Below are 13,468 nucleotides of genomic sequence, written 5' to 3' on the forward strand. Positions count from 1 at the left end.
GAAAAGGGCATTCCACAAAGAAGATAAAAATGTTTCATCATATCTAAAAAAAACTATAATTGCTCTTTTACCCAACTGCGAAAAGCTCTCATGCCTTTATTTCTACCTTCGCTGCGGCACTGGATCAAATATTGAGGAATGACTTCAGTTAAGGGTAAATTAGGAAAATTGCGACTAGTTAATGACTCTACATATTTACCCTCGATTAGTAACAAAATCTGTAGCTTGTTTTTTTCATATCTCCATAGTTCTGGTACACCCAAAGACTGATATATTTCTGGATGGCTGCGGTTGGTAATATCTATTTCTAAAGCCAAGTCTGGCGGTGGATCTATTGTCAAATCTAATCTGTTTTTCCCTCTTACCACAGCTTCATTCTGAATATAAAAGCAACTGTCTGGTTCAATTCCTTTAAACATTATTTGATTTTTAAAAGTAGTAGAACCGAGGGGACAAAATTCAATATCCAGTTCTTCCAGCAAAATTTCGACAAAATTACTGACATAAACTTTATTTACTTCGTGTTCTGGTAAAGGTGTCATTATTTCTAGTCTTCCTTGATCGTAAGCTATTCTAGAACTTCGACTTTCACCTAAATCTACCAAGATAGCTTCAAATTCGTCCCAACTAAGATCGTACAGAATTACTTTTTGTCCTGGGGGAACTATAATTTTTTTTACTTCCAATAACATAGTTTTTCTTATAGCGATCGCTAGATCAATAAGTTATTTCCAGATCCTAATCGAAGAACGCGATATATTGCTATTTCTTGGTGCTAGCTGCTTTCGTAAAGCTTTGTTGCTTTGTCCTCAGAAAAGGGGACGATCGCTCTAGCGCTTATATATTCTGGCTATAAGCCTTACTGTATATAGCAATAATTGTATGTTCGCGCCCTTTAAAGAATATTTAGAAGAAGAACTTTTTAAACACTTCGATTTAAGCAGTCGCTCTATTCCTGCGGGATTGGAATCTAACATTAGTGCTAGAGGTAAAAACCCCGCGACAATCCAAAGCTGGTGTTATCAAGCTGAGCAATTGAGAAAAATCCGTTATTCCTACATCGATGCTGGGGAAACTGCTCAGGTATTTAATAGCGTTGTCTATCCTGCTCATCATTACGACATACCTTTATTGGGCGTTGATTTTCTTTCCTTTGGGAAGAAGAAAATTTTAGTAGTGATGGACTTTCAACCATTATTCCGCGATCGCGCCTACCTAGAAAAGTATATTGAGCCGATGCGGGAGATCAGGGATAAATATAATGAGTTAGCCCAAGATTTGGAGATGAAATTCTACGATGCTAATCAATATTTTTCTAAATATTTGCTGTTTGCCAAGCTGGATTCTGAAGCAGTAGTAAATAGACTATTTCCCGCTTTCCAAGAATATCTATCCCTATATTGGCGAATGGTGGCTAATACTGAACCTTTAACTAATCCAGAGGACATTCAGCGGATTGTGGCAGCGCAAAAAAAATACGATCAATATAGTGCCGAACGAGATCCCGCTCATGGTTTATTTAGTAGCTATTTTGGCTCAGAATGGTCAGAAAAATTCCTCTATGAATTTCTGTTTGAGGATGCATCTCCTTTGGTAGTTCCCACCGCCACCGCCAGCAAATAGCCTAAAATAATTTTAACAGTATGACCTTATATCAACCATTTATCGAGCAAGCGATCGCCACTTTAAAGTCCAGATTAAACCTGCAACCCTACCCTATTCCTGCTGGCTTTGAACGGAAAGAAGGGGTGATGGGTAAAGGGAAAAAGCAAGAGCCAGTAAAAACTACTAGTTACGGCTTACAATCAGACAAACTAAGGCAAATTAGAGCAGCTCATGTGCAGGGGGGAGATTCACTTCAGGTACTTAATTTTGTCATTTTTCCCAAACTTAATTACGATCTGCCCTTTTTTGGTGCGGATTTAGTCACCTTACCTGGGGGACATCTAATTGCGATCGATATGCAGCCACTATTTAGTCAAAATAAAGCTTATCAGGCTAAATACAGTGACCCGATTATGCCGATGTTCCATCAGTATCAACAAGATTTACCTTGGGGTGGAGATTTTCCCCAAGAGGCTCAACAATACTTTTCTCCCGCCTTTTTGTGGACTCGCCCATCCCAGACAGAAGTAGTTGAGAATTTAGTCTTTAAAGCTTTTTGTGACTATCTCAATGCCTATATTGATTTTGTCGAACAAGCAGAAGTAGTAACCGATCCTCAACAGCTAACGGCGATTTTTCAAGCCCAAAAAAGCTACGCTGACTATCGAGCCGAAAAAGATCCCGCCAGAGGTATGCTAACTCGCATATATGGCTCAGAATGGACAGAAGAATATATTCATGGTTTCCTCTTCGATCTTGAACGTACTTTGACGTTGGCTTAAGCGATCGCGATCGCCTAATATTTAGGTTAACAGCGATCGATCGGGCAATTGTTGATAAAAGTAACAGTTGATTGCTTTGGGTTACAGAAAGATAAGATAATAAACATTAACAAATCTTGTTTCTTATAAGTATTTACCTTGTTAGGGCAGCAGTGTTTGTCCTTAAAAAATTGGCAACTAGCTGAATAATCAGGAATTAAACATTAAGCTCGACATCGAGCTAACTAGCCAGCCGAACAGCAAAAAACAAGGAACATTATTTGACCGTAACTTTAACCAAACCTAAAAGTTGGTTGAGGGTGGTCAGTAAAACCTGGAAAATTTAACAAGACGTAACAAACTATGGTTCGTTGTCGTTGTATAAAAGTTATCTGAGGGAGAAATGCCTGTAGGCGAAGCCAAGAAGCGATCGCAGAGTGCGGGTTGAATACTTCAAACTTTGTGAAATGCCTTGGATAACCGCCGTAAAGCTATCTCTTTTACGGTTTTTTATTAAGCGTGTAAAGTTTTGTTAGGTGACTTAAGAAACTCTGACTAAGTGCCTAGAGAATAGTAACTTAGCACCTTCGACAATCAACCTCTTTCTAAAAGCTAGCGATCGCGCTAGTGGCTGAAAGTAGTTTTTAAGTTAAGATTCCTTTTTGAAGTTCAACTAAACCAAATTTAATTCGAGTAGGAGATTATTTATAATGTTCGACGCATTTACTAGAGTTGTTGCTCAGGCTGATGCCCGTGGCGAATTTCTATCCAGCAGCCAGTTGGATGCTCTAAGTGCAATGGTTGCAGCTAGCAACAAACGTATGGATTCAGTTAACCGTATTACTGGTAACGCTTCCGCTATTGTGACTAACGCAGCTCGTTCTTTGTTTGCCGAGCAGCCTCAGCTAATCGCTCCTGGTGGAAACGCTTACACTAGTCGTCGTAACGCAGCTTGCTTACGCGATATGGAAATCATTTTACGCTACATCACTTACGCTATCTTTACAGGTGACGCGAGTGTGCTAGAAGATCGTTGTCTTAATGGACTGCGCGAAACTTATCTAGCTTTGGGTACTCCTGGTGCTTCTGTTGCTGTTGGCGTTCAAAAAATGAAGGAAGCTGCCTTAGCAATCATTAACGATACTAACGGTATCACTCCTGGTGACTGTAGCGCTATTTCTTCTGAAATCGCTGGCTACTTCGACCGTGCTGCTGCGTCAGTAGGTTAATTCAACGGGCATACTTGCTCTGTTGACAGCGAATATCAACCTTTGGTTGTTTAGAAAAAATTAGTAAAACAAGAGAAACATTACAATCATGAAAACTCCTTTAACTGAAGCAGTATCTTCTGCTGATTCCCAGGGTCGTTTCTTAAGCAGCACTGAAATCCAGACTGCTTTTGGTCGCTTTAAGCAAGCTAATGCTTCTTTAGAAGCAGCAAAAGCTTTGACCAGCAATTCTCAGAGCTTAATTGATGGCGCAGCTAATGCAGTATATGCTAAATTCCCCTATACTACTAGCACTCCTGGCCCTAACTACGCTTCCACTCCTACTGGTAAAGCAAAATGTTCTCGTGACATTGGTTACTACCTAAGAATGGTAACTTACTGCTTAGTTTCTGGTGGAACTGGCCCGATGGATGAGTATTTAGTAGCTGGTTTAGATGAAATCAACCGTGCTTATGAACTATCTCCTAGCTGGTACATCGAAGCTCTAAAATATATTAAAAATAATCATGGCTTGAGTGGAGATCCTGCTACTGAAGCAAATAGCTATCTTGACTATGCGATTAACACACTTAGCTAAGACTAAATGACTTGATTCGATTAGTCATCAACCTGTTCGAGTGACAGGTAACAGATGAGATTCAAATGTTTTGACTCATCAAGTGATACTCAGAGGAGTATGCGAATGCCAGCAGCAAAGCTAGTATTTGTTTACTTTTCTGAGTATTGTTGTTTTAAAGGGATGAAGAATGGAGGCTGAAGAAATAGATAGCTTAAACAATTCAAATGAAGCCGAACAGTTGACGCTAGAACAGGCGATCGCCAATCTCAATCAAAGAGAAGATTTAGGAGCGAGGTATTATGCTGCCTGGTGGCTGGGAAAGTTTAGAATCAATGACCAATCGGCGATCGCTGCTTTATTAACCGCCTTAGAAGATGAACAAGATCGCGCGCCTGATGGGGGATATCCTTTACGTCGTAATGCAGCTAGAGCTTTAGGTAAACTAGGGGATAAGCAAGCGGTAGAGCCATTAATTCGCTGTTTAGAATTTCCCGATTATTACGTGAGGGAGGCGGCTGCTCAAGCGTTGGAAAGCTTAGAGGATCGAAGATGTGTTCCTACGTTAATTAAGCTGCTAGATGGTGGAGTAGCACAGGCGACCAGAGTGGCAGGTAAGCCCCACTTAGTACAACCTTATGAAGCCGTAATTGAAGCTTTAGGCACTTTAGGCGCAACGGTCGCAATAAACTTCATTGAGCCATTTACCCAGCACTCAACCGAAAAGGTAAAGTATGCTGCTGCTAGAGCTATGTATCAGTTGACGAAACAAGAGCAGTATGGCGAGATGTTGATTCAGGCACTATCGGGAGACGATTTACAGCTACGCCGTTCAGCATTGATGGACTTAGGTGCGGTAGGATATCTCAAAGCGGGTCAGGCGATCGCAGATACTTTAGCGGAAAATAGTATGAAGTTGATTGCCCTCAAAGGACTATTAGAAACAGACTTGAAAAGTAGCAAAGATTCAGCAATCTCACCTGAGAGTATTCATATAATGAACCTTATGGATTCTCTTCTTTGACAAGAGCTAATTATCAATCAACTAGGGACAAGATTACTGTCTAAACTCTAAACCAATGTCATTGACTTCAGACTTATGCAGGTAGCCTTAGAAAAAATTGTCGTCAAACCTGGACAACAATTATTGTTGCAGGATATTAGCTGGTCAGATCTCGAAGAGATTTTAGCCGATTTAGGAGAACATCGTGGTTCCAGAATTTCTTATAGTGATGGAGCATTAGAAATAATGGTTCCTTTACCAGAGCATGAGAAGCACAAAGAGATTATTGGAGATTTAGTCAAAATTTTGCTCGAGCAATTAGGAGTTGATTTTGAATCATTGGCATCCACTACATTTAAAAGTGAAGCAATGAAACAAGCTTTAGAAGCCGATGCCTGTTTTTATATCCAAAATTATCAGGCTGTGATTGGCAAAGAGCGACTAGATTTAACCATCGATCCGCCACCAGATTTAGCGCTGGAAATTGACATAACTAATAGAACGCAGTTTGATAATTACCTGCTCTTGAAAGTTCCTGAACTATGGCGTTACAGTAAAAAAGGACTGCAAATTTATCTGTTACAAAACAACCAGTATCAAGAATCGACAACTAGCCCAAATTTTCCGCATCTGCCGATCGTCGAGTTGGTCGAACGCTACGTAAAACAAGCCCAGGTTGAAGGTAGAAGTAAAGCAATTAGAGCCTTCAAACAGTGGATTAAAGAAAATCTTTAAATTGAGTTGAGACGAGCAAGATAGTAAAATTATCTTCTAGCTATATTGCATTTAATTAGCCACCTATTGCCAATGTCCGATGTTCAACAATTAATTGAGGCGGTAAATCAAGCCGATTCTGCCGACTTACTCTTAAAAACAGTCGAAGATTTAGCGGTCGTTGGCGATCGCGCTGCTATACCTACTTTAGTTGAGGTATTAGGCTTTAACAATCCTGGTGCTGCGGTTGCTGCGGTTGACGGTCTAATCGAGATTGGCGAGCCTGTGGTTGACTATTTACTAGAGAATTTAGACGGTTATAACTACGGCGCACGAGCTTGGGCGACGAGAGTATTTGCGGGGATTGGCGATCCTGCTGCCTTAGATTTATTATTAGAAGCTGCGGTTGCTGATTTCTCTCAAAGCGTGCGTCGTGCAGCAGCTAAAGGGTTAGGGAACATTATTTGGTCTAAGCTGCCCCCAGAAGATGCGATCGGCGCGCAAAAAAAAGTCTTAGATACGCTGTTACTAGCGACAGAAGATGGAGAGTGGGTGGTGCGCTATGCTGCGATCGTCGGACTAGAAGCCTTAAGTAAAACTTTGGCAGTGAGTCAACCTGATTTACTACCAAAAATTAGGAGTAAGTTCCAGGAATTAATTACTAGCGAGTCAGAACCAGCGGTTTATGCTCGAACTAAATATGCGCTACACAATCTAAAATAGCCAATAATTAATAATTAAATAAAATAACTGTTTTTATTTAAAGATCATGGTGTTAATTGGGTTGAGAGGTAAAGTGAAAACATAATAAATAACTCCCGCGCCTAAAAGTGTTATGGTCAAGCTAAAAATTATTACCCAGCGATCTGCTGGCTGGTATCTATCTTGGTCTATATCTCGGCGAACAGCAAAGTAGTGATAAGTTGAAAGTATTACTGTGACAAGTCCTACCAAGGAAAAGATCAGTCCTAACTTCCAGCCATTTCCAGGAGTAGTAGTTGCAGGTGGTTGAACAAAGCGCAGGCGCACAATAACTACACCAAACCCCATTAAAGAGATTGCTGTCCGCATCCATGCTAGATAAGTACGCTCGTTTGCTAAGTGTTCTCTAATCCGATTGGAATTTCTGCGGTTTGATGGTTCTAAATTCACTACACCTACTCTTTCATCTTGAATAAAGCTAACTCGCTAATTGACGATTAGTAGTTGGCAAGTTAACTAAATCTTGCTTAGCTGCCTCAAAGCATTTAATTTGACGGGGTTCTAGATAGACATTTTGTTCAGTGGTTAAATCAAGACGAGCAAATTCTTCTCGGTTCAAATGAGCCATGACCGCCGAGCGATCGCCTAAAATTAATTCTAGTTGAATTTCCCAACCTAGGTGAACGATTCGCTTAACTTTTGCTGAGATGCTCTGTTTTTGGGGAGTGGTAAAAATTTCAAAATCGTGAGGACGAACAAAAAAGTTTGAGGCAGGATTAGTTTGATAGGCGTGATCGAACATTGGACTAGTATTGGGCAGAACATTTACTTCCCCTACAAAGCTCATCACAAAAGGATTAGCGGGATTATCATAAACTTCAGCTGGCGTGCCAATTTGCTCGATTCTCCCGTTGTTCATCACCACAATTTTATCGGCTACAGCCATTGCTTCTTCGCGATCGTGAGTGACAAAAATACTAGTTAGATGTACTTCATCGTGGAGACGGCGTAACCAGTTGCGTAGTTCTTGTCTAACTTTGGCATCTAATGCCCCAAAAGGCTCGTCTAGCAGTAAAACTTCTGGCTGTACGGCTAAAGCGCGAGCGAGGGCAACACGCTGTCTTTGTCCACCCGAAAGCTGATTAGGATAGCGATCGCCAAAACCTTGAAGCTGAATTAATTCTAGTAGTTCGTTGACTCTTTGTTGAATTACTTTACGGGATTTTTTCCGAATATCTAGCCCAAAAGAAATATTTTGTCTGACTGTTAGATGTTTGAATAGAGCATAGTGTTGAAAGACAAAACCGATATTGCGCTTGCGGATATCGAGATGAGTGGTATCGCGATTGTTGATCGCAACTGTGCCTCGATCTGGAGGCTCTAAACCAGCGATCGCTCTGAGTAACGTAGATTTGCCAGAACCAGAAGGGCCAAGTAGAGCAACTAAAGTTCCAGGTTCGACGTTTAAATTGATATTATCTAAAGCTTGAAAGTTACCAAATTTCTTCGAGACTTGGGCGATCTTAATACTCATAATAGTTAGTTGCTAAGTTATAGCTAGTAATAGTTTTTAATGATGGGTTTTTGTTTCGAGTATTTCTTTAAAAATTAAAGTCAATACCGCTAATGAAGCCAAGATCGCTGCTGCACCAAAAGCAGATTCTGCCTGGTAGTTTTTATAAGCCTGTTCGACAAAAATCGGTAAAGTGGCGGTTTTGCCCAGAATACTGCCAGATACTACCGATACAGCTCCAAATTCACCCATTGCTCTAGCGTTGGTTAATAAAATACCGTAAAGTAAACCCCAGCGAATATTAGGCAAGGTAACGCGGGCAAAAACTTGCCAATCACTAGCGCCCAAAGTGCGGGCTGCGGTTTCTTGTTCTTCGCCAATTTCTTCTAAAATCGGAATAACTTCACGGGCGACAAAAGGTAAAGTAACAAAGGCAGTTGCCAAGACAATTCCTGGGATGGCAAACAAAACTTTAATGTTTAAACTTGCTAGTAGGTTACCTATCCAGCCATCTTTGCCATAAAGCAGAATGATAGTTAAGCCCGCCACAACAGGTGAAATTGAAAATGGCAAGTCGATCGCACTGAGTAATAAAGTACGACCACGAAACTGATTGCGCCCAATCACCCAAGCAGCACAAAGACCAAAGATAGTGTTTAGGGGAACGGCGATCGCCGTAACGATTAGAGTTAAAATCGTCGCCTGCCAAAAATTTCGTTGATCGATCGAAGTTAAAAAGACATTAATACCCTGATGAAAAGCTTCGTAGAAAATAGCGATCGCTGGTACGAGTAACAATAATGCTAAGTAAAGTAGGGCGATCGGCAGTAACAAGTTTGATAATTTTAGTTTAGCGAGCATAGCGACGAGTCCATTGTTGTAAAAGATTGATCAGCAGCAATAGTACTAAGGAAACCAATAGCAGCACTGTACCAATTACTGTAGCGCCAGTGTAGTCATATTGTTCTAATTTTTGGAACACTAAAACAGGCGCAATTAAATCTTTAAAAGGAATGCCCGATGCTACTAATACCACCGAACCATATTCGCCTACGGCTCGGGAAAAACCTAAAGCCATTCCTGTTAAAATGGGCGGAATTAGGGGCGGTAAAATAACTCGCCAAAAGGTTTGCGAATCCGATGCACCCAAAGACCAAGCAGCCTGTTCAATTTCTGGTTCTAGTTCGAGTAAAACTGGCTGCAAAGTACGAACGATAAAAGGTAAAGAAATAAACAGCATTGCTATGAATACCCCCAGTCTAGTAAAAGCAATTTTGATCCCCATTGGTGCTACCAGTTGTCCGATCAAGCCATTATTACTGTAAATAGTTGCTAAAACTACACCAGCGACAGAAGTGGGTAGTGCAAAGGGAATGTCGATCGCAGCATCGATAATTTTTTTACCAGGAAATTGATAACGAACTAAAATCCAAGCAATCAAAGTTCCCATAATGCCGTTGAGTAAACCCGCAGCTAAAGCCGTAACAAAGGTAACTTCATAAGCAGAGAGGGCAACAGGATCGGTAGCAATCCGCCAAAATTCACTAGTGCCAATAGTTAAAGACTTGGTGATTAAGGCAGCCAGAGGCAAGAAAAGAATCAAACTTAAATAGCCGATTGTCACCACCCAAGGTAGAGAAATTTTGCTGGAGTTAGCTTGCTGATGGCGATTCGATTGTGCTTCAAAATGAGATGAAAAATTAGTCATATGATGTGCCTTACGCAACTACTGAGATGAGATCGCCAAATATTTTGTGACTCCAAGATCTTGCCAACAAGCCATCGTCAAAGATAAGTTGTCGAATGTTCCTGAAGCTTCTACCAAATACCAATCAAAGCGATCGCCATTAATCCCTGATAATTTGGAAATAACTTTTAAATCGACCTTCATCACCTCGGCTATAGTTAACAACATCAACTGAGAAAAATTGTGCTGGGGCGCTTTAAGAGCTAATTTAATCTGGAAAAGTTTAATCTTGTTGCGATAGTGTTGTAGAGTCAGTTTTTGGTTTTGCATTAGTTACAGCTGAAGATTTTTACTAAATAGAATCGACGCTTAAAATTATTTTTGGTTAATTTTGTTCATCATCTTGTCAAATCCTGCGCCATCGTCAAAAAATTCCTTCTGGATTTTATCCCAACCGCCTAAATCTTCGATGGTAAATAGTTTTGTGATGGCAGGATACTGTTGAGCAAATTCTTGACCAACTTGGGGATCGATGGGGCGAAAACCAACTTTGGCAAACTCCTGTTGTGCTTCAGGAGTGAAAAGAAATTCACTAAAAGCTTGAGCAACTTCTCTCGTTCCGCGTCGATCGACATTGGCATCAACTACCGCGACGGGACTATCAATGGAAATGTTGTAATCGGTAGGAATAAAGTAAGGTACAGCTTCACCTTTTTGTTTAGCTAATAAAACTTCATTTTCATAATTAATTAAGACATTACCCTGTCCCTGTTGATAAAAGACATCACTCGATTCACGGGCATCTTCAGGTAAGACAGGCACGTTAGCAAATATTTTTTCGGTAAAAGCATTTGCTGCTTGCTCGCTTCCTCCCGCCTGGGTGACAGAACCCCAAAGAGCAAGATAATTCCATCTGGCACCCCCTGAAGTTTTGGGGTTAGCAGTAATTACCTCGACACCTTCGTTAGTTAAATCCGACCATTTGGATACTTTGACGCTATCATCCCGCTTGACGATCGCTGCTACCGATTTATGCACAATTGATTTATTGGGTAATTCCTGTTCCCAATTGGGTTCAATTAATCCTGCCTCTTCGATTTTTTTAGTATCTAAAGCTAATGCTAAAGCGACGACATCTGCTTCTAAACCATCAATAACAGCGCGAGTTTGCGAACCAGAACCACCATAACTCTGCTCGATGATTACATCCTGTCCAGTTTTAGCTTTCCACTGTTCGACAAATTTAGGAATAATTTTCTCGTAAGCACTTTGAGTAACTGCATAAGAAACCAAAGTCAACTCGACTTCCTCTGCCTGTTGGGCTTGTGCTTGACCATTCTGACTAGCAGCTTCATTTTGGTCAGAACAACTCGCGATCGCCCCACTAGCAATTAGTCCTGCTACCATCCAACCGATAAATTGCTTACTTTTAATCATTAATTTAAGATTTTTAAGATTTAGTTTATTTGAATTCTAATCTTAATCGAATTTAAAATGAATTGCAATACATCTTAAATTGTTTTTGTAATTAAAGCAAAAAAAAGCCTAAAAAAAATAAACGATCGCCCTGTAAACAAAATTACCTGAATGGCGATCGCCTTAAATAAAATAATAGGTGAAAATTAAATTAGAAACTAAACTAATGTCAGGAGAAACCAGCCTCAGTAAATTGTTGCAATGTATGCAGCCAATCCTTTCCCCAGGAGAATATGTTTTTTGCAGCATTGGCGAGCAAGATAATCGCTATGCTCAACTCAATCCCATTGGTCAATTTCGAGAGCATGAGGCAATAACACTAATTCTTGAGCGAGAACAGGCTGATGCAGCCAGTTTGCCTTATACCTCAGTCTTTTCGATGATTACTCTTTCAATCCACTCTAGTTTAGAAGCAGTTGGTTTTCTCGCTGCTATTACTAGCAAATTAGCCGAACACGAGATTAGCGTTAATCCTATTTCAGCTTATTATCACGATCATTTATTTGTCCCTGTTTCACGTACCAAACAAGCAATAATGCTACTTCAAGAGTTTTCTAAGCGATCGCCTTAAATAAACATGAGTTCGACAAAGCAAAAAAGCTAATCTTTTTCAAGATTTAAGTTTCAGTGAGATGAAGTCCGCTTAATTACTTCTAATAAAATCTTTGCCCCAAACTAAGCGGGATAAACGTCTTTGCGTCTTTGCGACGCGAAGCTAGTGCTAAAGCATACCGCTTCGCATATCCTTTAGGGCGCGAGTTTTAATTATGATTGTTTAAACGGACTTCATATGAAACCCTGATTTACTCGCCTTGTGGAAAACGCTCCCATAAATCTGTTCCTTGTCTAAGACTGTGATGAGCGCCATTACCGAGAATCAAGTGATCTAGCAAAGGGATATCTAAATACTGTGAACCCTGTAATAATTGCTCGGTTAAATAAATATCTTCAGGAGAAGGCTCTAGATTTCCAGATGGATGATTATGAGCAATAATTAGCTTGGTTGCTCCTTGACGGACAGTTTCTCGAAAAATTTCGCGAGGATGTATTAGGGTTTCCGTAGCTGTCCCAATAGTTAAAATTTTAGTCGCCAATAAACAATTTTTGACATCTAGCATTAAGACAGCAAAACGTTCCTGATTCTGCCACATCAAGTCATTACTCAATACTGCTGCTGCGGATGCAGGACTATCTACGGCAACTCGTTCATTTGGTTTAAAGATAAAGGTGCGTTTGCCTAATTCCACCGCAGCGATGATAGTAGCAGCCTTCGCAGGGCCAATCCCAGGAATTCGCATCAACTCGCGAGGATTAACATCTCGCAAAACATCTAAAGGTGCGCGTCTATATTTGCCCAATTCTTGTAGTATATGCTGTGCTAAACCGATCGCTGATAAATTACCTCTGGTTTGTCCTGTACTAATTAAAATAGCAATCAGTTCTGCCTCAGAAAGATTTTTTGCTCCCACCGCCATCAATCTCTCACGGGGTCGCTCACTGACAGGTAAATCAGCAATTCTTAGGCGATAAGTCATAACGGCTGCAACAGAATAATAGCTTTGTATGACAAATATAACCTGCGTAATACGAAAATTAGATTAGCTGCATCTAATCTTTAATTAACTCCACCGCATCTTTACCATCAAGATCGCTAAAGTATACCTTGACCTTTTCTTCAGAAGCTGTCGGCAATTCCTTACCGATAAAATCAGGATGTATAGGGAGTTCGCGATGTCCCCTGTCAACTAATACCGCTAACCTGATTGATTCTGGTCTACCATACTCCGTAACCGCATTAAGAGCAGCACGAATAGTTCTACCTTTATAGATTACATCATCTACTAACACTACAGTTTTACCTGTCAAATCAATAGGAATCTTGGTTTTAGCAGGAATGCGCGTCCTAATTTTATCTAAATCGTCACGATAGAAAGTAACATCGATCGCCCCCACGGCAACAGAAGTATTTTCCAAAATTTCGATTTGCTTGGCTAATAAGTGAGCTAAAGGTACACCTTTGGTATGAATACCCAATAAAATTGTTTGTGATAAATCGGCAGATTTTTCGACAATTTGAGAAGCCAAACGGTTGATCGTGCGACGAATTTCTTCAGCAGATAATATAGTAACTACTTGAGCTGACATTTATTACAGTGAGCAAACACTTGTTATTTCTGGTATCTATTGATTATATATGCCTAATGTGAATTAAAAATGCTAGT

General features: G+C 40.3%; 17 protein-coding genes. 8 read left to right on the forward strand and 9 right to left on the reverse strand.

The window, feature by feature from the left end; all coding sequences use genetic code 11:
- Positions 1 to 53 precede the first annotated feature (53 nt).
- Positions 54 to 692 (reverse strand): Uma2 family endonuclease, encoded by a 639-nt coding sequence (locus KME09_14180; GenBank protein MBW4535080.1) that lies wholly within the window; start codon positions 690 to 692, stop codon positions 54 to 56.
- Between the two features lie 190 nt (positions 693 to 882).
- On the opposite strand from KME09_14180, the gene KME09_14185 reads away from it, so the two are divergent.
- From KME09_14185 to KME09_14215, 7 genes are all read left to right on the forward strand, one after another.
- A complete protein-coding gene (locus KME09_14185; GenBank protein ID MBW4535081.1) occupies positions 883 to 1,623 on the forward strand; it encodes a 15,16-dihydrobiliverdin:ferredoxin oxidoreductase in 741 nt (246 codons plus the stop codon).
- Positions 1,624 to 1,643: 20 nt separating this feature from the next.
- Positions 1,644 to 2,387 (forward strand): phycoerythrobilin:ferredoxin oxidoreductase, encoded by a 744-nt coding sequence (locus KME09_14190; protein ID MBW4535082.1) that lies wholly within the window; start codon positions 1,644 to 1,646, stop codon positions 2,385 to 2,387.
- Between the two features lie 689 nt (positions 2,388 to 3,076).
- The gene (locus tag KME09_14195; GenBank protein ID MBW4535083.1) at positions 3,077 to 3,595 is read left to right on the forward strand and encodes a phycocyanin subunit beta; all 519 of its coding nucleotides are present in this window, start codon (positions 3,077 to 3,079) and stop codon (positions 3,593 to 3,595) included.
- Between the two features lie 88 nt (positions 3,596 to 3,683).
- Positions 3,684 to 4,172, forward strand: a complete 489-nt coding sequence (gene cpcA / locus KME09_14200) for a phycocyanin subunit alpha (protein MBW4535084.1) — start codon at positions 3,684 to 3,686, stop codon at positions 4,170 to 4,172.
- A gap of 169 nt (positions 4,173 to 4,341) precedes the next feature.
- The gene (locus KME09_14205; GenBank protein MBW4535085.1) at positions 4,342 to 5,175 is read left to right on the forward strand and encodes a HEAT repeat domain-containing protein; all 834 of its coding nucleotides are present in this window, start codon (positions 4,342 to 4,344) and stop codon (positions 5,173 to 5,175) included.
- Positions 5,176 to 5,250: 75 nt separating this feature from the next.
- The gene (locus KME09_14210) at positions 5,251 to 5,889 is read left to right on the forward strand and encodes a Uma2 family endonuclease (GenBank protein MBW4535086.1); all 639 of its coding nucleotides are present in this window, start codon (positions 5,251 to 5,253) and stop codon (positions 5,887 to 5,889) included.
- A gap of 72 nt (positions 5,890 to 5,961) precedes the next feature.
- Positions 5,962 to 6,591 (forward strand): HEAT repeat domain-containing protein, encoded by a 630-nt coding sequence (locus KME09_14215; GenBank protein ID MBW4535087.1) that lies wholly within the window; start codon positions 5,962 to 5,964, stop codon positions 6,589 to 6,591.
- 33 nt (positions 6,592 to 6,624) lie between these two features.
- Here KME09_14215 and KME09_14220 read toward each other — a convergent pair whose 3' ends face one another.
- The 6 genes from KME09_14220 to KME09_14245 form a co-directional block, all read right to left on the reverse strand.
- Positions 6,625 to 6,939 carry a DUF202 domain-containing protein gene (locus tag KME09_14220; protein MBW4535088.1) on the reverse strand — a complete coding sequence of 105 codons (315 nt, stop codon included), beginning with the start codon at positions 6,937 to 6,939 and terminating at the stop codon, positions 6,625 to 6,627.
- 109 nt (positions 6,940 to 7,048) lie between these two features.
- On the reverse strand, positions 7,049 to 8,104 hold the full coding sequence (locus KME09_14225; protein ID MBW4535089.1) for a TOBE-like domain-containing protein: 1,056 nt from the start codon (positions 8,102 to 8,104) through the stop codon (positions 7,049 to 7,051).
- Positions 8,105 to 8,140: 36 nt separating this feature from the next.
- Positions 8,141 to 8,944, reverse strand: a complete 804-nt coding sequence (cysW, locus tag KME09_14230; protein MBW4535090.1) for a sulfate ABC transporter permease subunit CysW — start codon at positions 8,942 to 8,944, stop codon at positions 8,141 to 8,143.
- A complete protein-coding gene (gene cysT / locus KME09_14235) occupies positions 8,934 to 9,791 on the reverse strand; it encodes a sulfate ABC transporter permease subunit CysT (protein MBW4535091.1) in 858 nt (285 codons plus the stop codon). The genes cysW and cysT overlap by 11 nt, the downstream gene beginning before the upstream one ends.
- Positions 9,792 to 9,809: 18 nt before the next feature.
- Positions 9,810 to 10,100 carry a hypothetical protein gene (locus KME09_14240; protein MBW4535092.1) on the reverse strand — a complete coding sequence of 97 codons (291 nt, stop codon included), beginning with the start codon at positions 10,098 to 10,100 and terminating at the stop codon, positions 9,810 to 9,812.
- A 45-nt stretch (positions 10,101 to 10,145) separates the two neighbouring features.
- Entirely contained in the window at positions 10,146 to 11,207 is a 1,062-nt protein-coding gene (locus KME09_14245) for a sulfate ABC transporter substrate-binding protein (protein ID MBW4535093.1), read from the reverse strand.
- A gap of 178 nt (positions 11,208 to 11,385) precedes the next feature.
- On the opposite strand from KME09_14245, the gene KME09_14250 reads away from it, so the two are divergent.
- On the forward strand, positions 11,386 to 11,817 hold the full coding sequence (locus tag KME09_14250) for an ACT domain-containing protein (protein ID MBW4535094.1): 432 nt from the start codon (positions 11,386 to 11,388) through the stop codon (positions 11,815 to 11,817).
- Between the two features lie 232 nt (positions 11,818 to 12,049).
- Here KME09_14250 and radC read toward each other — a convergent pair whose 3' ends face one another.
- Both radC and pyrR read right to left on the reverse strand, forming a co-directional pair.
- The gene (radC, locus tag KME09_14255; GenBank protein MBW4535095.1) at positions 12,050 to 12,781 is read right to left on the reverse strand and encodes a DNA repair protein RadC; all 732 of its coding nucleotides are present in this window, start codon (positions 12,779 to 12,781) and stop codon (positions 12,050 to 12,052) included.
- 73 nt (positions 12,782 to 12,854) lie between these two features.
- A complete protein-coding gene (gene pyrR / locus KME09_14260) occupies positions 12,855 to 13,391 on the reverse strand; it encodes a bifunctional pyr operon transcriptional regulator/uracil phosphoribosyltransferase PyrR (GenBank protein ID MBW4535096.1) in 537 nt (178 codons plus the stop codon).
- Positions 13,392 to 13,468 lie beyond the last annotated feature (77 nt).

This window comes from Pleurocapsa minor HA4230-MV1 (genome assembly GCA_019359095.1).
In the GTDB taxonomy this organism is placed as follows: domain Bacteria; phylum Cyanobacteriota; class Cyanobacteriia; order Cyanobacteriales; family Xenococcaceae; genus Waterburya; species Waterburya minor.